This window comes from Streptomyces sp. NPDC051364, assembly GCF_040682115.1.
In the GTDB taxonomy this organism is placed as follows: domain Bacteria; phylum Actinomycetota; class Actinomycetes; order Streptomycetales; family Streptomycetaceae; genus Streptomyces.
Genome location: NZ_JBFBAH010000006.1, coordinates 145,812 through 169,536 on the forward strand (window position 1 = coordinate 145,812; position 23,725 = coordinate 169,536).

The following is a 23,725-nucleotide window of genomic DNA, read 5'->3' on the forward strand; positions in this document are numbered from 1 at the left end:
GCGCGTCCGATGGACGACCGCCCGTTCCACACCCTGGTCCTGCGCACGCTCCGGTTCCACGCCCGCCAGACGCTCAGGCCGCGCCGTCAGGAGCGCCGTACGGCGGTCCCGGCCGCACCGGCGGCCCCCGCGGCCTCGTCGACCGGTGACCCGAGCTGCGCCGGGACGCCGGTGATCGGGCCGCTGCCGAAGGGGTACTCGCGCAGCTTGCGCCAGACCCCGTCCGAGCCCTGCTCGTAGAGCGCGAAGCCCGTGCAGGTCCACTGCGCCGCGTACTCGGCGAGGGTCGTGAACGCCAGGTCCATCGCCTCCTCGGAGATCCCGTGGGCGACCGTGACGTGCGGGTGGTACGGGAACGCCAGCTCCCGGTCGAGCGGCCCGTCCGGGTCGCGGACCAGGCCCTGGAGCCGGGTGCAGCCCGTACCGCCCTCGACGACCTGGACGAAGACCACCGGGGAGAGCGGGCGGAACGTGCCGGTGCCGGCGAGCCGCATCGCGAAGGGGCCGAAGGCGGCCGCGACCTCGGTCAGGTGGGCCCTGATCTCCGGCAGCCGGTCCGCCTCCACCTCGGTGGGCGGGAGGAGGGTGACATGCGTGGGGATGCCGTGCGCGGCAGCGTCCCCGAAGCCGGCGCGCAGCTCCTGGAGCTGGCTGCCGTACGGCTCCGGGACCGCGATCGAAACGCCGAGCGTTACGGTCCCCACGTATGTCTCCTCCGTCGTCCGGTCCGTCGTCCGGTGCGTACAGGTTGTGTACGGGTCCTGTCGACCCAGTGTGGGGCCAGCACCCCCCGGATTGCCAGGGCCTCTTTCCCTGACCGATTTGTCAGCCCCGGTTCAGTGCTTGGCGGGGACCAGGCCGAGGCGGTCGTAGGCCTGCGCCAGGGTCTCGGCGGCGACCGCGCGGGCCTTCTCCGCGCCCTTGGCGAGGATGGAGTCCAGCGTCTCCGGGTCGTCCAGGTATTCCTGGGTGCGCTGCTTGAACGGTGTGACGAAATCGACCATCACACCGGCCAGGTCCGTCTTCAGCGCGCCGTAGCCCTTGCCCTCGTACTTGGCCTCGAGGGCGGGGATCGGCTCCCCCGTGAGGGTGGAGTAGATCGTGAGCAGGTTGCTGACGCCGGGCTTGTGCTCGGCGTCGAAGCGGACCTCGGCCTCGGTGTCGGTGACCGCGCTCTTGATCTTCTTCTCCGTGACCTTGGGCTCGTCGAGGAGGTTGATCAGGCCCTTGGGGGACGACGCGGACTTCGACATCTTGATCGTCGGGTCCTGGAGGTCGTAGATCTTCGCGACCTCCTTGACGATGTGCGCGGCGGGGAGGGTGAAGGTCTGGCCGTAGCGCTGGTTGAAACGCTCGGCCAGGTCGCGGGTCAGCTCGATGTGCTGGCGCTGGTCCTCGCCGACGGGGACGGCGTTCGCCTGGTAGAGCAGGATGTCGGCGACCTGGAGGATCGGGTACGTGAACAGGCCGACGGTGGCGTTGTTGACGCCGCCCTTGGCGGACTTGTCCTTGAACTGGGTCATCCGGCTGGCCTCGCCGAAGCCGGTGATGCAGTTCATCACCCAGCCGAGCTGCGCGTGCTCGGGGACGTGGCTCTGGATGAAGAGGGTGCAGCGCTCGGGGTCGAGACCGGCGGCGAGCAGCTGCGCGGCGGAGAGCCGGGTGTTCGCGCGGAGATCCTTCGGATCCTGCGGCATGGTGATCGCGTGCAGGTCGACCACCATGTAGAAGGCGTCGTGCGTCTCCTGCAGGGCGACGTACTGGCGGATGGCTCCGAGGTAGTTCCCGAGGTGGAACGAACCGGAGGTGGGCTGGATACCGGAGAGCGCGCGAGGACGATCAGAAGCCATGGCTCCATTCTCTCAGGTACCGAAGCCCTGCCGGGCCGCACCCGACCGATTCCCGCGGCTCCGCCCCGGACCCCGCGCCTCAAACGCCGGCGGGGCTGGATTTGCCGCACAGCGGCATCTTCAGCCCGTCCGGCGTTCGAGGACGTCCCGGGTCAGGACAGGGGGAGGCCCGGGGCCGGGAAGGCCGACAGGAGATCCGCCACCTCCGTGCGGATTGCCGCAAGGGCCGACTCGTCCGACTTGGCGGCGGCGTCCACGGCTCGGGAGATCCAGTCCGCCACCACCGGCATGTGCTCCACGCCCAGGCCCCGCGACGTCAGCGACGGCGTGCCGATGCGGATGCCCGACGGGTCGAACGGCTTGCGCGGGTCGAACGGGACCGTGTTGTAGTTCACCACGATCCCCGCGCGGTCCAGCGCCTTGGCCGCCACCTTGCCCGGGACCCCCCGCGAGGTCAGGTCCATCAGGATCAGGTGGTTGTCCGTACCGCCCGAGACCAGGTCGAAGCCCCGGGAGAGCAGGGCCGCCGCCAGCGCCTTCGCGTTCGCCACCACCGCATGCGCGTACGTCACGAACGACGGCTGCGCCGCCTCGTGCAGCGCCACCGCGATGCCCGCCGTCGTCTGGTTGTGCGGACCGCCCTGGAGGCCCGGGAACACCGCCTTGTCGATGGCCTTCGCGTGCTCCTCCCGGCACATCAGCATGGCGCCCCGCGGGCCGCGCAGCGTCTTGTGGGTAGTCGTGGAGACCACGTCCACGTGCCCGACGGGCGACGGGTGCGCCCCGCCCGCGATCAGGCCCGCGATGTGCGCCACGTCCGCGACCAGGATCGAGCCCGCCTCCTGCGCGATCGAGGCGAACGCCTCGAAGTCGATCGTGCGCGGGAGCGCCGTACCGCCACAGAAGATGATCTTCGGGCGCTCCGCGAGCGCGAGGTCGCGCACCGCGTCGTAGTCGATCAGGCCCGTCTCGGCGGACACCCCGTACTGCACGCCCCGGAACCAGGACCCCGTCGCCGAGACGCCCCAGCCGTGCGTCAGGTGCCCGCCCATCGGCAGGGCCATGCCCATCACCGTGTCGCCGGGCTTCGCGAAGGCCAGGTACACCGCGAGGTTCGCCGGCGAGCCGGAGTACGGCTGGACGTTGGCGTGGTCCACCCCGAACAGGCCCTTCGCCCGCTCGACGGCCAGCGCCTCGACGCGGTCGATGTTCTGCTGGCCCTCGTAGTAGCGGCGGCCCGGGTAGCCCTCGCTGTACTTGTTCTGCAGCACCGTGCCGGAGGCCTCGAGCACGGCGGCGGACACGTAGTTCTCACTGGGTATCAGGCGCAGGGTCTCCGCCTGCAGGGATTCCTCGGCGGTGACGTAGGACGCCAGCTCGGGGTCGGTGGCAAGAAGGGCGGGGTGGCGGCTCGCGCTCATGGCGGCTCCTCCGGGGTCGATGTCAGTTCTCGTCCCCGCGAGGCCCAGGCGAGCGGCCCTGAATGCGGTCGTGCGCGCACGACTCCCCCGGAGTTGGTTCTCCGTACGCCAGTCGCCGTGCGTGCCGCCCACCTTAGCGGGCGGTCCACAGGAAAGGTTTCCCCGTCCGGTATACGAGCGACGTATAGCCGTATACAAGGTGATGTGACGCCGGTGGCACCACCCTCGTCACCCCTGTCACCCGGCCCGCCTGACCGACGATCGGAGACCCCGTGTCGACAACTGCTGAAGCCATGCGTTCCGCCGAGGCCCACAGCGCGCACAACTACCACCCGCTGCCCGTCGTCGTGGCGTCCGCGGAAGGCGCGTGGATGACCGACGTGGAGGGCCGCCGCTACCTGGACATGCTCGCGGGCTACTCGGCGCTCAACTTCGGCCACGGCAACCGGCGTCTGCTCGACGCCGCCAAGGCGCAGCTGGAGCGGGTCACCCTCACGTCGCGGGCCTTCCACCACGACCGGTTCGCCGACTTCTGCACCGAGCTCGCCGCGCTGTGCGGCAAGGAGATGGTGCTGCCGATGAACACGGGTGCGGAGGCCGTGGAGACGGCGGTGAAGACCGCGCGCAAGTGGGGTTACGAGGTCAAGGGCGTCCCGGACGGGCAGGCCAAGATCGTGGTCGCGTCAGGCAACTTCCACGGCCGGACGACGACGATCGTGAGCTTCTCGACGGACCACGAGGCCCGCGACCACTACGGGCCCTACACGCCGGGGTTCGAGATCGTCCCGTACGGGGACCTCACCGCGCTCGCCGCGGCCGTCACGGCGAACACCGTGGCCGTGCTGCTGGAGCCGATCCAGGGCGAGGCGGGGGTGCTGGTGCCGCCCGCCGGGTACCTGCGGGGCGTACGGGAGCTCACGCGCGAGCGGAACGTGCTGTTCATGGCGGACGAGATCCAGTCGGGGCTGGGCCGGACCGGGAAGACGTTCGCGTGCGAGCACGAGGAGGTCGTGCCGGACGTGTACATCCTCGGCAAGGCGCTGGGCGGCGGCGTGGTCCCGGTGTCGGCCGTCGTCGCCGACCGGGACGTGCTCGGGGTGTTCCGGCCCGGCGAGCACGGCTCCACCTTCGGCGGCAACCCGCTGGCCTGCGCGGTCGCCCTGGAGGTGATCGCGATGCTGCGCACCGGCGAGTACCAGCAGCGCGCCACCGAGCTCGGCGACCACCTGCACCGGGAGCTGAACCTGCTGGTCGGCGGGGGTGCGGTGACCGCCGTACGCGGGCGCGGGCTCTGGGCCGGCGTCGACATCGCCCCGGGGCACGGCACGGGCCGGGAGATCTCCGAGAGGCTGATGGAGCTGGGCGTGCTGGTCAAGGACACGCACGGGTCGACGATCCGGATCGCGCCGCCGCTGGTGATCAGCAAGGAGGACCTGGACTGGGGCCTGGACCAGCTGCGGTCCGTGCTCGCAGCCGGCTGACCCCGGATCCGCCACCGCGGGCGCGGCCGGGAACCGGGCAGGTCCCCGGCCGCGCTTGCGGCTACAGGATGACGTGCGGCAGGAAGCGGGCGTATTCGTCCGTGACCGGGCCCGCCGACTCGCGGATGCCGAGGCCCGCCGCCTCCTCCTCCACGACCCACGCGCCGAGCACCACGCGGTTGCCGTCGAAGTCGGGCAGCGGGGCCAGGCCCTGGAAGACGTACGCCTCGCCCTCGTCCGGTACGAACGGCTCGCCGCCGCCGGCCGGGTGCAGGGTGACCCCTGCGCCCTCGCGGCCCAGCAGGGGCTTCGCGGCGTACCCGGTGGTCTCCGCGAGCTCGCGCGGGCCGTCGAGGTAGGCCGGCAGCAGGTTCGGGTGCTCCGGGAAGAGCTCCCACAGGATCGCCAGCAGTGCCTTGTTGGACAGCAGCATCTTCCACAGTGGCTCGATCCAGGTGGTGGTCCCGGTTCCGCCGCCGTGGTCGTACGTACCGAGGACCTGCGGGCCGAACGCGTCGGTGGCCAGCCATTCCCACGGGTAGAGCTTGAAGCAGCTGCGGATGAAGCCGAGCTTCTGGTCCACGAACCGGCCGGACAGGCTGTCCCAGCCGATCTGCTCGACGGCCAGCGCCTCGGTCTCCAGGCCCGCCTGCTCGGCGGTCTCCTGGAGGTAGGCGACCGTCATCAGGTCCTCGCCGAGCTCGTCGGTCTCGGAGTGCGCGAAGTGCAGCGGGCCGGGCGGCAGCAGCTCCGCCTGCCGGCGCCAGGCCTCGACGAGCCGCTCGTGGAGGGAGTTCCACTGGTCGGCGCCGGGGAAGCGCTCCTCCATCCAGAACCACTGCGGACTGGCCGCCTCCACGAGGGAGGTGGGGGTGTCGGCGTTGTACTCCAGCATCTTGGCCGGGCTGCCGTCGCCCTCGTAGCGCAGGTCGAACCGGCCGTACAGGGACGGCTGTTCGGCGCGTCGGCGCCAGGACTCGGCGATGCGCTCCGCGAGGTGCGGGTCGGTGATGCCGAGGTCCGCGAAGCGGTCGTGCTCCACGATGTGCGCGGCCGCGGCCAGGCACATGGCGTGCAGCTCCTCGACGACGTTCTCCAGCGCCTCGACCTCGGGGAGCGAGAAGGAGTAGTACGCGCTCTCGTCCCAGTAGGGGCGCAGGGAGTCGTCGGGGTAGCGGGTGAGCGGGTAGACGAGCCCCTGCTCCTCGACGGTCTTCTGCCAGTCGGGGCGCGGCTCGATGGTGTGACGGCGCACGCGGTTCAGCCGCCGCTGGAGCTGGAGTGGCCGCCGATGCCGCCGCGGGTGACGGCGGACTTGTCGAAGCTGCCGCCGCTGACCCGGTTGTTGGAGACGCTGCCGCCGTAGTAGTACACGCCGCGGCTGCTGCTGCTTCCGCTGCCGCTCTTGCACTCCTTGCTGTTCAGCTTCTCCATGGTGGCGCGGTCCACGCAGCGCTTGTCGGGCTCGCTGCTGCTGCCGCAGGCCACGAGGGCGGCGGCGAGCAGGCCCATGCCGCCGAGGGCGACGCTGCCGGAGCGCATACGGCGTCGGGTGGTGCTGCTTCTACTACTACTGCTGCTGCTGCTGTCGTCCATGCCATCCATGGCGGACAGACTAGAACGGGGCGGCGAAGCGATGGAATCCGGCCGTCGAAACCCTCTCATCACCTCCATGACCTAGAGTCAATTCGTGCTTCTTGGGATGGTTTGCGCGCTCGGTGCGGCGGTCTGCTTCGGCACGGCGTCGGTCCTTCAGGCGATGGCCGCGCGGGCGGTGGAGCCGGGAACCGGGTCGGGGGTGGACACGGCACTGCTGCTGCGGGCGGCACGGCAGTGGCGGTACGTGCTGGGCCTGGGGCTGGACGCGGCCGGGTTCGTCCTCCAGATCGTGGCGCTGAAGAACATCCCGATCTACACGGTGGGGGCGGCGCTGGCGGCGAGCCTCGCGGTGACGGCGGTGGTCTCGGCGTGGCTGCTGCACGTACGGCTGCGCGGGGCCGAGTGGGGCGCGGTGGGCGTGGTGTGCGCGGGGCTGGCGATGCTGGGGCTGGCGTCGGGCGAGGAGGGCTCGGGGACGGGGTCGTTCGCGCTGCAGCTGGGGCTGCTGGTGGTGGCGGGGCTGGTGCTGCTGGTGGGGGCCGCGGCCGGCGGACTCCCGGACCGCTCCCGGGCGCTGGTCCTCGGCCTGGCGGCGGGGACGGGCTTCGGGGTGGTGGAGGTGGCGGTCCGCCTCATCGACGACATCTCGTTCGCGTCGCTCACGAACCCGGCGCTGTACGCACTGCTGCTGGGCGGGGGCGCGGCGTTCCTGCTGCTCACCTCGGCGCTGCAGCGGGGCTCGGTGACGACGGCCACGGCGGGCATGGTGATCGGCGAAACGATCGGCCCGGCGGTGGTCGGGGTGGTCTGGCTCGGCGACCGCACCCGCGAGGGCCTGACCTGGCTGGCCGTCCTCGGCTTCGCGGTATCGGTCGCCGGAGCCCTCCTCCTGACCCGCTTCGGCGAACCCCCGACGGAACCCGGCCCCGCCGGCGTCTGAGGCGCGGGGGCTCGGGGGCGGAGGCTCGGGGGCGGAGGCTCGGGGGCGGAGCCCCTGCAACGGCGCCGCACCGGGACCGGCACCCGCACCGGCCCCCGCACCCGCACCCGCACGCGTCACGGCAGAGCGGAAAGCAGGGCCGCCAGCGTCGGGGACCATGCGCTCGTCGATGGGGTCCCGTAGCCCACCACCAGCGCCTCGCGGGGCGGAAACCCCGCCTCCGGGTGGGTGTAGCGGGACAGGGTCTCCAGGGCCAGGTCCTGCCAGGCCGCGGCCCGGAGCACCGAGGCCTGCGTCCCCGCCGGGAGGTCCAGCACCGCGTGCAGGCCCGCCGCGATGCCCGACACCGCCACCCGGCCGGAGACGGCCGCGACCAGCTCGTCCCGGCGCCTCCGGTACCGCAGCCGCATCCCGCGCACGTGCCGGTCGTACGCCCCGGACCGGATGAACTCCGCGAGCGTCAGCTGGTCCAGCGCACTCGACGTCCAGTCGGTCCGCCCCTTCGCCGCGACGACCTCGTCCAGCAGCCCCGGCGGCACCACCATCCACCCCATCCGCAGCCCCGGCGCGAGCGACTTGCTCGCCGTGCCGAGGTACACCACCCGGTCCGGGTCCAGTCCCTGCAACGCCCCCACCGACTGGCGGTCGTAGCGGAACTCCCCGTCGTAGTCGTCCTCCAGGATCAGCCCGCCCGTGGTCCGGGCCCAGTCGACCGCCGCCGCCCGCCGGGCCGGGGTCAGTGCCGCCCCGGTGGGGAACTGATGGGCGGGGGTCAGCAGCACCGCCCCCGACTCGGCGGACAGGTCCGGCGTCCGCGCCCCCGAGGCGTCCACCGTCAGCGGCCGGGTCCGCAGCCCCGCTCCCGTCAGCAGGTCCCGGTGCAGGTCGAGGCTGTACCCCTCCACCGCCACCTCCCGTACCCGCCGCGCCCGCAGCACCCCCGCCAGCAGCGTCAGGGCATGCACGAACCCCGCGCACAGCACGATCCGCTCCGGGTCCGCGTACACCCCGCGCGCCCGCGCCAGGTACCCGGCGAGCGCCTCCCGCAGCTCCACCCGGCCCCGCGCGTCGATCCCGTACCCGAAGGCATCGTTCGGCGCGTCCGTCAGCGCCCGCCGGGCGGCCGTCAGCCAGGCGGCGCGCGGGAAGCCGCCCAGGTCCGGGGTGCCCGGCTGCAGGTTGTACGAGGGCCGCCGCCGCTCGGGATGCCGGACCCGGGCGGCGCCCGCGGGCCGCCGCGGCCGGGCCCGTTCGGCGACCCGGGTGCCCGAGCCCTGCCGGGCCGTCAGCCAGCCCTCGGCGACGAGCTCGGCGTACGCCTCCGCGACCGTGTTGCGCGCGATCCCGAGGTCGGCGGCGAACGACCGTGAGGACGGCAGCCGGGTCCCGGGCGCCAGCCGCCCGCTGCGCGCGGCCTCGCGCAGCGCGTCGGCGAGACCGGCCCGCAGACCTCGCCCGGCGGAGAGGTCCAGATGCAGGTCGGCACCGAAAGTGGCCCATGATTCCGTCATGGATATGGACCATATCGGCGGGCCGCCTGCTGCCTAGGGTGGAGACATGACCACCACGCACGAACACACCGCCGCACACGCACCCGAGCACACCCCCCGCATGGGCTGGGCCCAGCACGCACCCGAGGTCTACAAGGCCATCGTGGGCCTGGAGATCGCCTCGAAGAAGGGCCTGGACCCGGTCCTGGTCGAGCTGGTCAAGATCCGCGCCTCGCAGCTCAACCACTGCGCGTTCTGCCTGGACATGCACTCGAAGGACGCGCTCGCCGCGGGCGAGAGCGTCGAGCGGATCGTCCAGCTCGCCGCCTGGGAGGAGTCGCGCCACTTCTACACCGAGAAGGAGGCCGCGGCGCTCGAGCTGACCGAGGCCGTGACCGTCCTGACCGACGGGTTCGTTCCCGACGAGGTGTACGAGAGGGCCGCGAAGCACTTCGAGGAGAAGGAGCTCGCCCAGCTGATCGCCGTGATCGCGACGATCAACGTCTGGAACCGCTTCGCGGTGACCACCCGCATGGTCCCGGGCCACTACACGCCGGGCATGTTCAAGTAGCGGGCAGCCGGTCCGGCGGCCGGACTGACGACCGCTGTCAGTCCGGCCGGAACGAGCCCAGGGCCGCCGCCACGCGCGTGCGGACGGCCTTGGCCTCGGCGACCGGGCCGAACCCCATGAGCACCCAGCGGCTGCCGTCGGACGCGACGGTCAGCCGCCCGACGGCGTGCACGGTCTCGTTCAGGCTCCCGTCGGGGAGTTCGTAGACGATCTCGCAGCCCGTGGTGTCCCTCGATTCGAGCGAGATCCGCCGGAAGCCGTCCCGGGAACTCAGCTCCTTGGTGCCCTCGACCAGGACCTCGCACGGGTTGTCGGGGCCGCTGGTGATCCGGAGGACCTGGAGCAGGCTGTCCCGGCCCGTCTCGGGGCGGAACACCGTGCCGGCTGCGGTGCCGCTCTCGGAGGTGCTGAGCTGCCAGTCGTCCGGGACCGCGACCTGGAAGCCCGACCCGGCACTGCGCAGCACCTTGTACCCGTCGGGCAGCGCCGTCGTCGGGTCCGCCATCAGGTACGAGGTCGCCAGCGCGGCCCCGCCGACGGTCACCGCCACGCCGATCGCGATCCCGAGGCGGAGCCGCCACCGGCGCCCCGTGCGCTGCGCGGGCGGGGCGTCGGCCGCGGTGTCCGCGTCCTCCGGGTCCGGCGGCTCGGTGCCCGGCGGGTAGGCCGGCATCGGCGGGAGCTTCGGCCCCCCGGGTCCTGGCTCCCCGCGCCCGGCCCCGGGCTCAGGGCGCCCCCGTCGGCTGCGCCGCTCCGGGTCCTCCGGGCGCTCCCACTGCTGCGACTGCGGGTTCCAGCGGACGGGGCCGCTCTCCGGGGCCACGGATCACCCCCCGAACGAGGTCAGCAGGGCGGCCAGCGCCGTGGCCGCGCTCACCGAGTCCACCAGCGGGGCCCACCGTTCCAGCGCCCCGCGCAGCCGGGCGGGCAGGCCCGGCCGGAACTCCTCGCCCGCCGACTCCAACTCCTGGGCCGCCGCGTCCAGTTCGGCATCGAGGGCGGCCCGCCCGTCGCTGCGCGGCAGCCGTACGAGGGCCGCGCGGAGGTCTCGTACGGCCTCCAGCAGCTCCTCCGCGGTCGGGCCGGCCGCACCTGTGCCCGGGTCCGTACCGGCGTGGTTGACCGTGCTGTTGCCGACGTCCGTGCCGCCGATGCTGAAGGCGCTGCCCTGCACGTCGCCGATCCGCACCGAGGGCAGCGGCTGCCCGGCGTCTGCGCTACTTGCCACTTCTGCTCTCCTTGCCCGCGCGCACGCGCCCGTCCTTGCGTTCCGCCTTGTCCGTCGTCCCGTTGTTCACCGTGCTGTTGTGGCTCACGCCGTGGATCCCGAAGGCGCTGTTGCTCACCGACTGGATGAACACCCCGCCTTCCGCGACGTTGACGGCGCGCTCCGCGAACTCCTCGGTGTGCCAGCCCGCGTCGTGCAGCGCCAGCGTCACGCCGCCGACGATCCGCTCCTGGATGGTCTTCAGGTACCGGTCCAGGTCCATCAGCTGGAACAGCGATCCGTCCTCCTGCGACGCCAGTTCGCGTACGGAGGCGGCCGGCCCCGCCGCGTACGCGACGCCGTGCCCGGCGGTCGCCAGCCGCCACGGGACCCGGCAGGCCCCGCCCAGCGTCGCGAGGGCCACGCCGAGGGAGCCGGGCGCATGGGTGAGGGCCAGGAGCACCTTGGCCACGGGGGTGTTGCGGCGGTACCGGCGGGCGATGTCGTCGGCCCGCTGGAAATCGGGCCGCACCGGCAGCAGCACGTGCGGCGCGACCTCCAGCATCAGCATGCCGCCCTGCGTGTGGACCCGGATGAAGACGGTGATGACGAGGTTCTCGTCCCAGCCGCCGATCCGGACGCGCAGGAAGTGCCGGCGCCGCTCGCCGCCCTCCTCGACCGCGGCGGCGCGGTGCTCGGCGAAGGCCTCCGCGGACAGGTCCACCGCGTCCACGTCGGGCACTCCGGCGGCCGGCAGGAACACGCACTCGTCGACGACCAGCTCGCGCAGCCGGTCCAGTACGGCGTCGTCCGCCGCCTCGGAACCGCGCGGCGAGGGGGTCCGCAGGGCCTCCAGCCTGGGCCGGATCTGCTCGATGATCCGTTCGTTGTCGAGGCGCCGGGCTCCCGCCCCGGTGCGCGGGCGCAGCTCCACGGCGAGCTGCCACGGCAGATGGGCCTTGCCGGCGCCGCAGAACGGATTGCCGACGTCGTAAAGGACCAGCGGCGCGTGCTGGGCGCGCTCGATGTCCTCCCGGGCCCGCTCGAAGCGCCGGCCCGCCGCGGGGTCGCCGGACCGGTCCTCGTACTGTGCCCGGCTGAGCGAGGAGCGGATGATCTGCGCGAAGTGCCCGCGCTGCAGGCCGACGAGGACCGTGACCAGCACGACGATCAGGACGACCGTCCACGAGTAGGCCTCCCCGTATACCTGGCCGATCCTCGGGATCTCCAGGAAGACGGCCGGCGGGTCGGTCTGCAGAAGCTGGGTCAGGTACGTGCCGAGGTCGCTGAGGTCCAGGTTGTCCCCGTTGCTCGCGTCGTCCGCGAAGAACCCGCGGAGCACACCCCACAGGATGCGGCCGAGGAGGAAGCAGGCGCAGCCGCGCAGGATCCATTCGAAGACCCGGCCGCCGCCACGGCCGTTCCGCTCGCGGCGCTTCTTGATCCGCCCGGCCCCGCTCAGGAGCAGCGCCGGGACGAGCAGGAAGACGAAGAACGCACGGGTGAGGAAAAGGCCGAGGCCCCACGCCGCGACGATCGCAGCCGACCAGGCCACTTCGGTGCGCAGGGCACGCAGGGCGTGGGCGAGTACGCGGGCTGCGTCGAACCCGTACGAGGGGGCGGGGAACCGTTCCTCGTGGACGTACAGCTCCTCGATCACCCGGTCGCGGTAGGCGGCGTCGAGGTAGGTGCCGGCGCACAGGAGGCGTCCCGCCTCCGATACCGCCGGATCCACGGGAGTCCTGCCGTCCGGTGTGCCGCTCACGAGTTCCCCTCGGTCGGGAGGAGGGAAACCGTACGGGGCGGGTGGGGTGAGGGACAGGGTGGTTCACGCCAAAAGGCCCCGGCGCGCAGTGCGCCGGGGCCCTTTCAGGCGTTTCGGATCAGACCGGCCGGATCGGATCGGCCGGATCGGATCAGATCAGGCCGAGCTCGCGGACCGCGTCGCGCTCCTCGACGAGCTCGGCGACCGAGGCGTCGATGCGGGTGCGGGAGAACTCGTTGATGTCCAGGCCCTGGACGATCTCGTACTTGCCGTCCTTGGTGGTGACGGGGAAGGAGGAGATGATGCCCTCAGGGACGCCGTAGGAGCCGTCCGACGGGATGCCCATGGAGGTCCAGTCGCCCGCGGCGGTGCCGTTGACCCACGTGTGGACGTGGTCGATGGCGGCGTTGGCGGCCGAGGCGGCCGAGGACGCGCCACGGGCCTCGATGATCGCGGCGCCGCGCTTGGCGACGGTCGGGATGAAGGTGTCGGCGAGCCACAGCTCGTCGCTGACGACCTCGGCGGCGTTCTTGCCGGCGATCTCCGCGTGGAAGATGTCCGGGTACTGGGTCGCCGAGTGGTTGCCCCAGATGGTGAGGCGCTTGATGTCGGAGACGGCGGTGCCGGTCTTCGCGGCGAGCTGCGAGATCGCGCGGTTGTGGTCCAGGCGGGTCATCGCGGTGAAGCGCTCGGCCGGTACGTCCGGGGCGGCGGCCTGCGCGATGAGCGCGTTGGTGTTGGCCGGGTTGCCCACGACCAGGACCTTGATGTCGTCCGCGGCGTGCGCGTTGATCGCGGCGCCCTGCGGCTTGAAGATGCCGCCGTTGGCGGCGAGCAGGTCACCGCGCTCCATGCCCTTGGTGCGCGGGCGGGCGCCCACGAGCAGGGCGACGTTCGCACCCTCGAAGCCCGCGTTCGGGTCGTCGAAGATGTCGATGCCCTTGAGCAGCGGGAAGGCGCAGTCGTCGAGCTCCATGGCGGTGCCCTCGGCGGCCTTCATGCCCTGGGGGATCTCCAGAAGACGGAGCTTGACCGGCACGTCCGCGCCGAGCAGGTGACCGGAAGCGATGCGGAAGAGCAGCGCGTAGCCGATCTGGCCGGCGGCGCCGGTGACGGTGACATTCACGGGAGTGCGGGTCATGGCCTTCTCCGTTAGACAGCTGGCGGTGGGGCGTCCCCGCCCCATGTGCTGGCGGACGCCGCTCCCCTGCGAATCTTGACGTGAAGAGACATCCGGCGTCAGGCTATCCGACCTTCCGGCGGCCCAATCCCCCGGTCTGTGTGGTGCACGGCACACGGACCGGGAGTTCGAAGGCGCGGAGCGGGATTTCCCCCCGCTTTTCAGCCATCCAGTACCGCCGGACGGGTGTCGCGCAGGCGTACGAAAGGCTCGGCGGGCCTCCGTGGGCGCCTCAGCGGACCGTGAAGCGGACCGCGCTCTCCAGGAACGGGATCTCCAGCAACGGCCTGGGCTCCATCACCAGCGCAAGCAGCGTGATCGCCACCCCCAGCAGCCCGTACGTGACCATGTCCGTGAAGCGGGAGCGCACCGCGAGCATCCCCACCGACGGCAGCACGCGCCGCAGTACGGAGGCCGTGATCAGCGCCACGCCGATCACCAGGCAGCCGGCGCGGGGGTGTCCCAGCGCGGTCAGGAGCAGTCCGACCGCGGTCGCGGCGAGCACGCTGAGCATCGGCCACTGGCGCGCCGCGAGGGCGTCCCCGGGCGCGGCGCGGCCGTGGCCCTCGGGGCGGGCCGTGTCCTGGGTGACGGAGGGGAAGCGGCGCGACTTCGCGGCCTCCGTGCCCGCGGCCCCGGCCGCGGCGGCTTCGGCGCCACGGCCGGCTTCGGACGTGGCGCCGGTGTCGGCGCCGCCGCCGATGCCGGCCCCGGGGCCGATGCCGGCGCCGGCGCCGGTCCCCGAGTCGGCGCCGGTCCCGGCTTCCGCTTCGTGCTCAGCCTGCACTGGTCGACGTCCGTTCCGCCGCCTCGACGACGTTCACGAGCAGCTGCGCGCGGGTCATCGGACCGACTCCGCCCGGGTTGGGGGAGATCCAGCCGGCCACCTCGGCGACGCCCGGGTGCACGTCGCCGACGATCTTGCCGTGCTCGTCGCGGCTGACGCCCACGTCCAGGACGGCCGCGCCGGGCTTCACGTCCTCCGGCTTGACCAGGTGCGGGACGCCGGCGGCCGCGACGACGATGTCCGCCTGGCGCAGCTGGGCGGGCAGGTCGCGGGTGCCGGTGTGGCACAGGGTCACGGTGGCGTTCTCCGACTTGCGGGTCAGCAGCAGGCCCATGGAGCGCCCGACGGTGATGCCGCGGCCGAGGAGCACCACGTGCGCGCCGTTGATCTCGATGCCGTGGTGGCGCAGCAGCCGGACGATTCCGTACGGGGTGCAGGGCAGCGGGCCCGGCTCGTTCAGCACCAGCCGGCCGAGTGACATCGGGTGCAGGCCGTCGGCGTCCTTGGCCGGGTCCATCAGCTCCAGGACCCGGTTGGTGTCGATGCCCTTGGGGAGCGGGAGTTGGACGATGTAGCCGGTGCACTCCGGGTTCGCGTTGAGTTCCCGTACGACCGCCTCGATGTCCTCCTGGGAGGCCGTCGCGGGCAGTTCGCGCTGGATGGACGCGATGCCGACCTCGGCGCAGTCCTTGTGCTTGCCGTTGACGTACCAGCGGCTGCCCGGGTCGTCGCCGACCAGCAGGGTGCCGAGGCCGGGGGTGATGCCCCGGGCCTTGAGCGCCGCCACGCGGGCGGTCAGTTCGGACTTGATCGCGGCGGCGGTGGCCTTGCCATCGAGAATCTGGGCGGTCATGGACCCATCCTCCCGGATGGGACGCCCCCGGTTCCAGTCGTGGGGCCGCCGCGGGTTCGTCACAGGCTTGAACCATTCATTGCACTTGCACAACAAGTGACGGGTCGGTCGCACCGCGGCTGGACAACTCCGGCCCGATCGGACGACGATGAACGAAAGAGTGCCGCGGGCAGTGCCGGGGGGTGGACCGCAAATCGCAGTATTTTCCTCCGTGCGTGCCGTGCGTCCCCGCACTTCCACGGAGGAACACCCCAAGATGAGCTTCGGCGACCCGAACAACCCGTACGGGCAGCAGCAGCCGGCCCCGCAGGGGCAGCCCGGCTACGGCTACCCCCAGCAGGCACCGCCCAGCGTCCCGCCGCAGGGTGGCTACGCCTACCCGCAGCAGGCACCGATGGGCTACCCGAACCAGGCTTACCCGGCGGGTCCCGGCGGATACCCGGGCGCCCAGATGCCCATGCCCGGCGGGGTGAAGGCCGCTCGCGTCATCCTGTTCATCGTCGGTGGTCTCCAGGTCCTGGGCGGGATCGTCGTCCTTCTCGGCGGGGCCCTGTTCGCCTCGGCGTTCTCGGGCTCCTCCAGCTCCTCGGACTACGGCTCCTCGGCGAGCGACGCGGGCGCGCTCGCGGGCGGCGTGATCGTCGTCGCCGGCATCTTCGCTCTGGCCTTGGCGCTGTGGCCCATCCTGACCGCCGCCAAGCTGGGCAAGGGCCGCGGCGGTGTCCGGGTCTCCGGCATCATCTACGGCTCGCTGATGACCCTCTTCTCCGGGATCAGCCTGATCGTCAACTTCGTGGCGCTCGGCAGCGACACGGTGGCGGGGGCCGTCGTGTTCTCGCTGCTCCTGGCCCTGATCCAGTTCGGACTGGCCCTGTGGGTCCTCGTCGGTCTGGCCAACTCGGCCGCCGGCGCGTACTTCCGGCGCCCGCAGTACTAGGACGCAGCACAAGACCCCGTCAGTACGGCGAAGGCCGCCACCCGCAGTGCTGCGGGTGGCGGCCTTCGCCGTACTCGGGGCGCCGGCCCGGCGCCCGGTGCTCAGTGGAAGAAGTGCCGGGTGCCGGTGAAGTACATGGTCACTCCGGCCGCCTTCGCAGCCTCGACGACCTGCTCGTCACGGACCGAACCGCCCGGCTGGACCACGGCCTTGATGCCCGCGGCGGTCAGGATCTCCAGCCCGTCCGGGAAGGGGAAGAAGGCGTCGGAGGCGGCGTACGAGCCCTGCGCGCGCTCGGCGCCCGCCCGCTCGACGGCGAGCTTCGCCGAGTCGACGCGGTTGACCTGTCCCATGCCGACGCCGACCGAGGCGCCGTCCTTGGCGAGCAGGATCGCGTTGGACTTGACGGCCCGGCAGGCCTTCCACGCGAAGGCGAGCTCGGCGAGCTCCTCCGGGGAGAGGGCGTCGCCGGTGGCGAGGGTCCAGTTCTTCGGGTCGTCACCCTCGGCCTGGAAGAGGTCGCTCTGCTGGAGCAGCGCGCCGCCGGAGATCGGCTTCAGGTCACCGGGCTGCTGCGGGGTGCCGTCGACCTTCAGGACGCGGATGTTCTTCTTCTTGGCCAGGATCTCGACCGCGCCGTCCTCATACGCCGGGGCGGCGATGACCTCGGTGAAGATCTCCGCGACCTGCTCGGCGAGCTCGACGGTCACCGGGCGGTTGACCGCGATGACGCCGCCGAAGGCCGAGAGCGGGTCGCAGGCGTGGGCCTTGCGGTGCGCGCCGGCGACGTCCGCACCGATGGCGATGCCGCACGGGTTGGCGTGCTTGATGATCGCGACGCAGGGCTCGTCGTGGTCGTACGCGGCACGGCGGGCGGCCTCGGTGTCCACGTAGTTGTTGAAGGACATCTCCTTGCCGTGCAGCTGCTCGGCGTTGGCGAGCCCGCCCGGCTGCCCGTCCGTGTACAGCGCGGCGGCCTGGTGCGGGTTCTCGCCGTAGCGGAGGGTGGACTTGCGGTCCCACGCGCCGGCCAGGAACTCGGGCAGCACGGCCTCCGGCTCCGGGGCGTACGCATTCGTGAACCAGGAGGCCACGGCGACGTCGTACGCGGCGGTGTGCTGGAAGGCCTCGGCCGCCAGCCGCTTGCGCGCGGTGAGGTCGAAGCCGCCGCCCTGGGCCGCGGCGAGGACGTCGGCGTACCGGGCGGGGCTGGTGACGACGGCGACCGAGGGGTGGTTCTTGGCGGCGGCGCGGACCATCGACGGGCCGCCGATGTCGATCTGCTCGACGCACTCGTCGGGGGTGGCGCCCGAGGCGACGGTCTCCCGGAACGGGTAGAGGTTGACGATCACCAGGTCGAACGGCTCGATGCCGAGCTCGGCGAGCTGGCTCCGGTGGTCCTCCAGGCGCAGGTCGGCGAGGATGCCGGCGTGCACGCGCGGGTGCAGGGTCTTGACCCGGCCGTCCAGGCACTCGGGGAAGCCGGTGAGCTCCTCGACCTTGGTGACGGGCACGCCGACGGCGGCGATCTTGGAGGCGGTGGAGCCGGTGGAGACGAGCGCGACGCCCGCCTCGTGCAGGCCGCGGGCCAGCTCCTCCAGTCCCGTCTTGTCGTAGACACTGACGAGCGCGCGCCGGATCGGTCGCTTCGACGAGCTCGACGAGGTGGTGCTGCTCTCTACGGCGGTCACTGGATTGTTACCTTTCGTCCCTCAATGCGGTAGCCGTGCCGGGCCAGGCGCCCCACGACGTCGACGAGCAGCTGGCGCTCGACTTCCTTGATGCGCTCGTGCAGAGCGGCTTCGTCGTCCTCGTCCCGGACCTCGACGACACCCTGGGCGATGATCGGACCGGTGTCCACGCCGGCGTCCACGAAGTGGACCGTGCAGCCGGTGACCTTCGCGCCGTAGGCGAGGGTGTCCCGTACGCCGTGGGCGCCCGGGAAGGCCGGGAGGAGGGCGGGGTGCGTGTTGATGAAGCGGCCGCCGAAGCGGCCGATGAACGACGCGCCCACGATCTTCATGAACCCGGCGGACACGACGAGGTCCGGCGCGTGGGCGGCGGTCGCCTCGGCGAGGGCGGCGTCCCACTCCTCACGGGTCCCGTACGCCTTGACCGGGCACACGAAGGTGGGGATCCCCGCCTTCTCGGCCCGCTCCAGGCCGACGATGTTCTCGCGGTCGGCCCCCACGGCGACGACTTCGGCGCCGAAGCCCTCGGATCCGCCCGGGTGGGCGTCGATGGCGTCGAGCAGGGCCTGGAGGTTGGTGCCGGAACCGGAGACCAGCACGACCAGGCGGGAGGCGGCCATGGGAGGCCCTTTCTGCGGGAATGCTTCCATACATCTTGTGTGATCAGACAAAACTTCGGTATCCCGAAATACGGGGGACCCTACGAAGCCGCCGACCGCCTGCAACGATACCGGCACACCGGACAGCCCCCGAGGGACGGGGGGACGGGCGGGCGGTAGCGTCTGGCGTACAAGCCGCAAACGGCCACGACACAGGGGAAGAAACGCACTCGATGCCGGATCGCCGCCAGCCCGACTCCTCCACTGACGACAACCCCTTCGCGGCTCCCCCGGAAGGCCGGCCCGACCAGCCGTGGCAGCCGCGCAGCGGTGGCGACGGCGATGGCGGCCGCCCCGGTGAGGACCCCGGGACGGGCCCGAGCGGACCCGTGCGCTGGGACCCGACGGACCCGGTCCAGCGGCGCGCCCGGTACGCGCTGCTGGCCGGCATGTGGGGCTTCTTCTTCGGGATCTTCGGGATCCCGTCGGTGGGGCTGCTGCTGGGTGCGCTCGCCATGTACTGGGGGATCAGCGGGCTGCGCGGAAGGCCGGCGGCCGGATCCGCGTCGGACGCGAGGGCCGACGCCGTGGCGGGCCCCGCCGCCCAGGGGGGCCTGGCGGCGCTCGGGCCGGCCGCCCGCCCCCAGCGGACGGCGGCGCTCGGCGGGCTGGTCACGGCCTCGCTGGCGATCCTGCTGGCCCTGAGCTCGTACGGCTTGCAGCTGGCGTACAAGGACTTCTACATCTGCCGCGAGGACGCCCTCACGAAGTCGGCGGAGCTGCAGTGCAACACGCTGCTGCCGGACAACATGCTCGGCAAGATCCTCAAGGTCCAGCAGTAGCGTCCGGCAGCAGCGGCCACCGGTTGCGATTCCGCCGGCTCAGGCCGGGGGCTTGCGGCGGGCCAGTACGCGGGCGCCGGTCACGGGCGGTACGAGTGACCCGGACGGCTCGGGTTCCTGTGGCGGGGCCTGCTCCGCCGGGACCGGAGCCGGCGTCAGGTCCAGGTGAAGTCCCGTCACGACGGTGAACCGGCGCGATGGTTTGACGGGTGCGGCGGGTGCGGCGGGGGCCGGGGCGGCGGGCACGGGCTCGGCGGGGGCCGGCGGCGCGTCCTGGGTCAGGTCGGGGATCAGGGCGCCCGCGGCACGCCGCAGGGCCTCCCAGCGCAGCTCCCGTCCGCCGCTGTCGTGCCACTCGTCCTCCCCCTCCATGGCGATCGCGTCCGCCTGCCGGGCGGGCCGGTTCCGCCAGGAGTGCACGGCCACCGCCACCGGCACCGCCGGGAGCAGCGTCCACGCGAAGGCCGCCGCGCCGGTCGCCCACCACACCGGGCCGAAGCTCGCCAGCCCCCGCGAGCCGAGCGGCCCCGACGAGGCCGCCGCGAGCCCGGCCAGCACCAGCGCGCACACGAGGGCGCCCAGAGCAGCCGTCAGAGCGGTTTCCCTGTACGAGACTTCACGCGCCCGGCGTACTGCGAACCACCCGACTGCCAGCCCGGCCACCAGCGGCACCCCGGCGGTCGCACAGGTCAGCAGCGTCCCCGGCCCCTCCGGCGGCAGCGCCGCCAGCAGCGGGAACCTCGGCAGCGCGGGTACTCCGGCGAAGCCGAGCGGGGTCGCGGTCGCGCCGGCGCCGAGGGCGAAGCCGGGCCCCAGGGAGTAGGCCGCGCCCCACACCACGGCGTTCGGGAGCAGCGCAAGGGCGAGGAGCAGGACGGCGAAGCGGCCGGACCAGACCCCGGTCAGCGTCAGGAAGGACCCCTGAACCTCCGCGGCGTGCCAGGCGAGCGAGGCCCCGACGAGCAGCGCGCCGCCGCCCAGGAGGACGAGGGCCCCGGCGGCTCCGGCGCGCAGCGCGAGGGCGTAGCGGGGGCGTGCGACGGCCCTCCGTACGCCCCCTGGCACCCACTCGGGCAGCGGCCCCACCGGACGCCCCTTGGCCGCCCACACCCCGCCGGCGGCGGCGAGCACGGCGACCAGCGGGACGTGCCAGGCCGCGCTGAGCGGGTCGGCGGGCATGGGGCCGCCGGCCGCATAGACGGTGGCCAGCGATCCGACGGAGAGGTATCCGCAGGTCACGGCGGAGAAGACGGCGCCGGCGGGCAGGACCTCGTCCCCGTCGCTGCCGTCCCCCGAGGCGCTGCCGAGGCGGGCGGCCCGGCGCATGAGCAGGGCGGGCAACGCGACGAGCAGCAGCGGGGTCACCCCGACGGGGGCCGGGACCCCGGAGAGGGTCTCGTACCGGACGAGCTCGGTCCCGTGGGCGAGCAGCCAGAGCCCGGCGGCCAGGTGCAGGGCGCCGCCGGGGCCGCTGTCGGGGTACGGGGAGCTGATCCACAGCACGATGACGAGCACGGCGAGGAAGCCGAGCCCCAGCCCGGCGGCCACGGCCCCGCCCAGCACACAGGCCGCGGCGGCCGGCGAACGGCGCCGCCCGGCGGCGGCCCGCGGGGCGGGCGGCAACGCCGTCGGCAACGGGGTGCCGCGTTCGGTCACTTGGGTCACCCCGCCATGGTGCCAACGACACGCGCTATGGGCTAGTAACAGGCGAATGTCCGTGGTGTCGCTCAATATACGTTTTATGTACTTTTTCGCCCAGGGCTGCCGGCAGGTCACGGGGAGTGTGGCATGACAGAGAGCGTCGAGGAGCCGAGGCTCCCCTCGCCCAAGGAACGCCGCAGACTGCGCGAGGCGGCGGGCCTGACGTACGAGGACGTCGCGACGGCGGTGGGCGTCACGGTCAGCACGGTCCGCTCGTGGGAGACGGGCCGCACGGGCCCCCGAGGCCGCAAACGCGAGGCGTACGCGGGCTTCCTGACGGCCCTCCACCCCCCGGAGGCGCAGAAGTCCGCCGCTGCGGAGTCGGACCCGGGCACGGACCCCGCCCGAGCCGCCGGGCCTGCGCCGGGAGACACGGACGCGAACGCGCAGAGCACCGGCGCGGCCGACATCGAAGCGACCCCGGCGCGGATGGCAGGCGGCATCCGGCCCTTCGGCATGGGCGGGCACGGGCCGTGGACCCGGCCGCCGGTCGCGGCCAAGCGGGCTACGAGGCCCCCCGCGGCCATGCCCCGCCACGCGGCCGAGATCAACGTCAAGGCCACCGCCCGCGGCATCGGCACGCCCGGGCGCGGGGCCTCCGGCCCGGCCGACCGCCCCCCGGAGCCCCCGCATCACGACGGCCACGCACCCACGTCCGAGCAGGAACCGCCCCACGCCCCGTCAGAAACCACCCCGGAGGGGCACGAGCACGCGCCCGCCGGTGAGGCCGCACCCCACCCGGAGGGTCCGGGACAGACCCCCGCTGACACCGCGCCCGCAACCCCGGAGGAGCACGGGCCCACACCCGAAGGGGCCACTGCACCCCACCCCGGAGGGCCGGCACAGGTGCCGGCCGGGCCGGAGGGGCACCCGCAGCCACCGGACGGCGCCACCGGGCAGCCCGGGGCGTCGCCCGACGCGGCCCAGCCCGAGGGGGAGGGACAGGCGCCGGGCGGGGCGGAGGGGGAGCCGGAGGTTCCGGATGACGGGGCTGCGGAGGGGCCGTTGGGGCCCAGAGAGGTGTTCGATGCGCTGTACGGGTACGCCGCCCCCGCCCTCACGCGGCAGGCGTACCTGCTCACCGGCCGCCGCCGCCTCTCCCAAGAGGCCGTCGAGCGGGCGTTCCAGGTCGCCTGGGCGCGGTGGCCCGAGGTGGCCACCGATCCCGACCCCGTCGGCTGGGTGCGCGCAGCCGCGTACGAGTACGCCCTCTCCCCCTGGCACCGGTTCCGCCGCGCCCACAAGCACCCCGACAAGGCCCCGGCCGCCCCTGCCGACCGGATCCTGATGGACGCCATGCTGGCGCTCCCACCGACCCACCGCCGTACGGTCCTGCTCTACGACGGCGTCGGCCTCGACCTCCCCGACACCGCCGCCGAGACCGAGGCCAGCACCCCCACCGCCGGCAACCGCCTCCTGCACGCGCACGCCGCCCTCGCCGACCGGATCCCGGAACTGGCCGCTGCGCCGCCCGAGAACCGGTCCGCGCTGCTGCGCGAGCGGCTCGGCGCGGTCAAGCCGGCCGTCCGGCTGGAACCCCGCGCCGCAGCCGCCGTACGCGTCGCCGCCGAGCACCGCGCCACGCGGTTGACCCGCGCGGTCCTCGGCCTGAGCGCCGTGATCGCCGTCGCGACCGCGTACACCGCCGCGACCGCGCCCCGGCAGTACGAGCCCCCCATCGCGGCCGGCGCGAGCGTCTCCGGGGTCCCCCCGCTCGGCGGCCCCCAGCGGCTCACCGACGAGACCCGGCAGCTGCGCGAGAAGCTGCGCGCGCATCCGGCGCACAGGCCCGAGCGGCTCGCCCCCAGCCTGGAGTAGAAACGGAGCAGAAACGGGCGTGGCCCGCACCCCATCCGGGATGCGGGCCACGCCCGTACAGCCGTACACACGTACACACGTACGGCAGCGGCAAGCGTTACTTCGCGGCGTTCAGGATCTCGCGCGCGAGCTTCGCCGTCTCGGTCGGCGTCTTGCCGACCTTGACGCCGGCGGCCTCGAGGGCCTCCTTCTTGGCCTGCGCGGTGCCGGAGGAGCCGGAGACGATGGCGCCGGCGTGGCCCATGGTCTTGCCCTCGGGGGCGGTGAAGCCCGCGACGTAGCCGACGACCGGCTTGGTGACGTTCTTCGCGATGAAGTCCGCCGCACGCTCCTCGGCGTCGCCGCCGATCTCGCCGATCATGACGATCAGCTCGGTGTCCGGGTCGGCCTCGAAGGCCTCCAGGGCGTCGATGTGCGTGGTGCCGATGACCGGGTCGCCACCGATGCCGACGGCGGAGGTGAAGCCGATGTCACGGAGCTCGTACATCATCTGGTAGGTCAGCGTGCCGGACTTGGACACGAGACCGATCTTGCCGGGCTTGGTGATGTCGCCCGGGATGATGCCGGCGTTGGACTGGCCGGGGGTGATCAGACCCGGGCAGTTCGGGCCGATGATCCGGGTCTTGTTGCCCTTGGCGGTCGCGTACGCCCAGAAGGCGGCGGAGTCGTGCACCGCGATGCCCTCGGTGATGACGACGGCCAGCGGGATCTCGGCGTCGATGGCCTCGACGACGGCGGCCTTGGCGAAGGCCGGCGGGACGAAGAGGACGGAGACGTTGGCGCCCGTCGCCTTCATCGCCTCTTCGACGGAGCCGAAGACCGGGACCTCGGTGCCGTCGAAGTCGACGGTCGTGCCGGCCTTGCGCGGGTTCACGCCACCGACGATGTTGGTGCCGTCAGCCAGCATCAGCTTGGTGTGCTTCATGCCCGTGGCACCGGTCATGCCCTGGACGATGACCTTGCTGTCCTTGTTGAGGAAGATAGCCATGTGAG

General features: G+C 72.9%; 22 protein-coding genes and 1 riboswitch. Of the genes, 6 read left to right on the plus strand and 16 right to left on the minus strand.

Annotation, left to right across the window (positions count from 1 at the left end; all coding sequences use genetic code 11):
- Positions 1 to 86: 86 nt before the first annotated feature.
- The 3 genes from AB0M76_RS15325 to glyA form a co-directional block, all read right to left on the minus strand.
- Complete coding sequence (locus AB0M76_RS15325) at positions 87 to 704, minus strand: 2'-5' RNA ligase family protein (protein WP_365953322.1); 618 nt, start codon at positions 702 to 704, stop codon at positions 87 to 89.
- 132 nt (positions 705 to 836) lie between these two features.
- A complete protein-coding gene (trpS, locus tag AB0M76_RS15330; protein ID WP_365953323.1) occupies positions 837 to 1,850 on the minus strand; it encodes a tryptophan--tRNA ligase in 1,014 nt (337 codons plus the stop codon).
- Between the two features lie 152 nt (positions 1,851 to 2,002).
- Positions 2,003 to 3,271 carry a serine hydroxymethyltransferase gene (glyA, locus tag AB0M76_RS15335; protein WP_365953324.1) on the minus strand — a complete coding sequence of 423 codons (1,269 nt, stop codon included), beginning with the start codon at positions 3,269 to 3,271 and terminating at the stop codon, positions 2,003 to 2,005.
- A 35-nt stretch (positions 3,272 to 3,306) separates the two neighbouring features.
- Positions 3,307 to 3,397, minus strand: a riboswitch (ZMP/ZTP riboswitch).
- A gap of 146 nt (positions 3,398 to 3,543) precedes the next feature.
- Here glyA and rocD point away from each other — a divergent pair.
- On the plus strand, positions 3,544 to 4,752 hold the full coding sequence (rocD, locus tag AB0M76_RS15340; RefSeq protein ID WP_365953325.1) for an ornithine--oxo-acid transaminase: 1,209 nt from the start codon (positions 3,544 to 3,546) through the stop codon (positions 4,750 to 4,752).
- Positions 4,753 to 4,813: 61 nt separating this feature from the next.
- Here rocD and AB0M76_RS15345 read toward each other — a convergent pair whose 3' ends face one another.
- Complete coding sequence (locus AB0M76_RS15345) at positions 4,814 to 6,007, minus strand: glutathionylspermidine synthase family protein (protein WP_365953326.1); 1,194 nt, start codon at positions 6,005 to 6,007, stop codon at positions 4,814 to 4,816.
- Between the two features lie 5 nt (positions 6,008 to 6,012).
- On the minus strand, positions 6,013 to 6,357 hold the full coding sequence (locus AB0M76_RS15350) for a hypothetical protein (protein ID WP_365953327.1): 345 nt from the start codon (positions 6,355 to 6,357) through the stop codon (positions 6,013 to 6,015).
- A gap of 97 nt (positions 6,358 to 6,454) precedes the next feature.
- On the opposite strand from AB0M76_RS15350, the gene AB0M76_RS15355 reads away from it, so the two are divergent.
- Positions 6,455 to 7,291: a hypothetical protein gene (locus tag AB0M76_RS15355; RefSeq protein ID WP_365953552.1), complete on the plus strand. Its 837-nt coding sequence runs from the start codon at positions 6,455 to 6,457 to the stop codon at positions 7,289 to 7,291.
- A gap of 116 nt (positions 7,292 to 7,407) precedes the next feature.
- Here the strand turns inward: AB0M76_RS15355 and AB0M76_RS15360 are convergent, their stop codons facing one another.
- Positions 7,408 to 8,802: a PLP-dependent aminotransferase family protein gene (locus AB0M76_RS15360; RefSeq protein ID WP_365953328.1), complete on the minus strand. Its 1,395-nt coding sequence runs from the start codon at positions 8,800 to 8,802 to the stop codon at positions 7,408 to 7,410.
- Between the two features lie 46 nt (positions 8,803 to 8,848).
- On the opposite strand from AB0M76_RS15360, the gene AB0M76_RS15365 reads away from it, so the two are divergent.
- A complete protein-coding gene (locus AB0M76_RS15365; RefSeq protein ID WP_365953329.1) occupies positions 8,849 to 9,352 on the plus strand; it encodes a carboxymuconolactone decarboxylase family protein in 504 nt (167 codons plus the stop codon).
- A 37-nt stretch (positions 9,353 to 9,389) separates the two neighbouring features.
- On the opposite strand, the gene AB0M76_RS15370 is transcribed toward AB0M76_RS15365, so the two are convergent.
- The 6 genes from AB0M76_RS15370 to AB0M76_RS15395 all read right to left on the minus strand — a co-directional run bounded on the left by AB0M76_RS15370 (position 9,390) and on the right by AB0M76_RS15395 (position 15,144).
- Positions 9,390 to 10,025 carry a hypothetical protein gene (locus tag AB0M76_RS15370; RefSeq protein ID WP_365953330.1) on the minus strand — a complete coding sequence of 212 codons (636 nt, stop codon included), beginning with the start codon at positions 10,023 to 10,025 and terminating at the stop codon, positions 9,390 to 9,392.
- A 153-nt stretch (positions 10,026 to 10,178) separates the two neighbouring features.
- Positions 10,179 to 10,580: a hypothetical protein gene (locus AB0M76_RS15375; protein ID WP_365953331.1), complete on the minus strand. Its 402-nt coding sequence runs from the start codon at positions 10,578 to 10,580 to the stop codon at positions 10,179 to 10,181.
- The gene (locus AB0M76_RS15380) at positions 10,570 to 12,324 is read right to left on the minus strand and encodes a hypothetical protein (RefSeq protein ID WP_365953332.1); all 1,755 of its coding nucleotides are present in this window, start codon (positions 12,322 to 12,324) and stop codon (positions 10,570 to 10,572) included. The genes AB0M76_RS15375 and AB0M76_RS15380 overlap by 11 nt, the downstream gene beginning before the upstream one ends.
- Positions 12,325 to 12,475: 151 nt before the next feature.
- On the minus strand, positions 12,476 to 13,465 hold the full coding sequence (locus AB0M76_RS15385; protein ID WP_266626289.1) for a malate dehydrogenase: 990 nt from the start codon (positions 13,463 to 13,465) through the stop codon (positions 12,476 to 12,478).
- A 271-nt stretch (positions 13,466 to 13,736) separates the two neighbouring features.
- Positions 13,737 to 14,291, minus strand: coding sequence for a DUF3017 domain-containing protein (locus AB0M76_RS15390; RefSeq protein ID WP_365953333.1), 555 nt, complete (start codon positions 14,289 to 14,291; stop codon positions 13,737 to 13,739).
- A complete protein-coding gene (locus tag AB0M76_RS15395) occupies positions 14,281 to 15,144 on the minus strand; it encodes a bifunctional methylenetetrahydrofolate dehydrogenase/methenyltetrahydrofolate cyclohydrolase (protein ID WP_365953334.1) in 864 nt (287 codons plus the stop codon). Before AB0M76_RS15395 ends, AB0M76_RS15390 begins: the two co-directional genes overlap by 11 nt.
- Before the next feature lie 256 nt (positions 15,145 to 15,400).
- Here AB0M76_RS15395 and AB0M76_RS15400 point away from each other — a divergent pair, with 256 nt between their 5' ends.
- Positions 15,401 to 16,081, plus strand: coding sequence for a hypothetical protein (locus AB0M76_RS15400; RefSeq protein WP_365953335.1), 681 nt, complete (start codon positions 15,401 to 15,403; stop codon positions 16,079 to 16,081).
- Between the two features lie 101 nt (positions 16,082 to 16,182).
- On the opposite strand, the gene purH is transcribed toward AB0M76_RS15400, so the two are convergent.
- Together purH and purN are read right to left on the minus strand one after the other, a co-directional pair.
- On the minus strand, positions 16,183 to 17,772 hold the full coding sequence (gene purH, locus AB0M76_RS15405; RefSeq protein ID WP_365953336.1) for a bifunctional phosphoribosylaminoimidazolecarboxamide formyltransferase/IMP cyclohydrolase: 1,590 nt from the start codon (positions 17,770 to 17,772) through the stop codon (positions 16,183 to 16,185).
- Positions 17,769 to 18,392, minus strand: a complete 624-nt coding sequence (gene purN / locus AB0M76_RS15410; protein WP_365953337.1) for a phosphoribosylglycinamide formyltransferase — start codon at positions 18,390 to 18,392, stop codon at positions 17,769 to 17,771. Before purN ends, purH begins: the two co-directional genes overlap by 4 nt.
- A 212-nt stretch (positions 18,393 to 18,604) precedes the next feature.
- On the opposite strand from purN, the gene AB0M76_RS15415 reads away from it, so the two are divergent.
- Entirely contained in the window at positions 18,605 to 19,213 is a 609-nt protein-coding gene (locus AB0M76_RS15415) for a hypothetical protein (RefSeq protein WP_365953338.1), read from the plus strand.
- A gap of 39 nt (positions 19,214 to 19,252) precedes the next feature.
- Here the strand turns inward: AB0M76_RS15415 and AB0M76_RS15420 are convergent, their stop codons facing one another.
- Positions 19,253 to 20,878 (minus strand): DUF6350 family protein, encoded by a 1,626-nt coding sequence (locus tag AB0M76_RS15420; protein ID WP_365953339.1) that lies wholly within the window; start codon positions 20,876 to 20,878, stop codon positions 19,253 to 19,255.
- Between the two features lie 123 nt (positions 20,879 to 21,001).
- On the opposite strand from AB0M76_RS15420, the gene AB0M76_RS15425 reads away from it, so the two are divergent.
- Positions 21,002 to 22,732, plus strand: coding sequence for a helix-turn-helix domain-containing protein (locus tag AB0M76_RS15425; protein WP_365953340.1), 1,731 nt, complete (start codon positions 21,002 to 21,004; stop codon positions 22,730 to 22,732).
- Between the two features lie 97 nt (positions 22,733 to 22,829).
- Here the strand turns inward: AB0M76_RS15425 and sucD are convergent, their stop codons facing one another.
- Positions 22,830 to 23,720 carry a succinate--CoA ligase subunit alpha gene (gene sucD, locus AB0M76_RS15430; protein WP_266626306.1) on the minus strand — a complete coding sequence of 297 codons (891 nt, stop codon included), beginning with the start codon at positions 23,718 to 23,720 and terminating at the stop codon, positions 22,830 to 22,832.
- Positions 23,721 to 23,725: the final 5 nt, after the last annotated feature.

Coding starts and splice junctions, on each gene's coding strand:
- AB0M76_RS15385 (WP_266626289.1), bottom strand. CDS start 13,465: ATGACCCGCACTCCCGTGAATGTCACCGTCACCGGCGCCGCCGGCCAG.
- AB0M76_RS15415 (WP_365953338.1), top strand. CDS start 18,605: ATGCCGGATCGCCGCCAGCCCGACTCCTCCACTGACGACAACCCCTTC.
- glyA (WP_365953324.1), bottom strand. CDS start 3,271: ATGAGCGCGAGCCGCCACCCCGCCCTTCTTGCCACCGACCCCGAGCTG.
- AB0M76_RS15370 (WP_365953330.1), bottom strand. CDS start 10,025: ATGCCGGCCTACCCGCCGGGCACCGAGCCGCCGGACCCGGAGGACGCG.
- AB0M76_RS15365 (WP_365953329.1), top strand. CDS start 8,849: ATGACCACCACGCACGAACACACCGCCGCACACGCACCCGAGCACACC.
- purN (WP_365953337.1), bottom strand. CDS start 18,392: ATGGCCGCCTCCCGCCTGGTCGTGCTGGTCTCCGGTTCCGGCACCAAC.
- AB0M76_RS15400 (WP_365953335.1), top strand. CDS start 15,401: ATGAGCTTCGGCGACCCGAACAACCCGTACGGGCAGCAGCAGCCGGCC.
- AB0M76_RS15395 (WP_365953334.1), bottom strand. CDS start 15,144: ATGACCGCCCAGATTCTCGATGGCAAGGCCACCGCCGCCGCGATCAAG.
- AB0M76_RS15425 (WP_365953340.1), top strand. CDS start 21,002: ATGACAGAGAGCGTCGAGGAGCCGAGGCTCCCCTCGCCCAAGGAACGC.
- AB0M76_RS15350 (WP_365953327.1), bottom strand. CDS start 6,357: ATGGATGGCATGGACGACAGCAGCAGCAGCAGTAGTAGTAGAAGCAGC.
- trpS (WP_365953323.1), bottom strand. CDS start 1,850: ATGGCTTCTGATCGTCCTCGCGCGCTCTCCGGTATCCAGCCCACCTCC.
- AB0M76_RS15355 (WP_365953552.1), top strand. CDS start 6,455: ATGGTTTGCGCGCTCGGTGCGGCGGTCTGCTTCGGCACGGCGTCGGTC.
- sucD (WP_266626306.1), bottom strand. CDS start 23,720: ATGGCTATCTTCCTCAACAAGGACAGCAAGGTCATCGTCCAGGGCATG.
- AB0M76_RS15360 (WP_365953328.1), bottom strand. CDS start 8,802: ATGACGGAATCATGGGCCACTTTCGGTGCCGACCTGCATCTGGACCTC.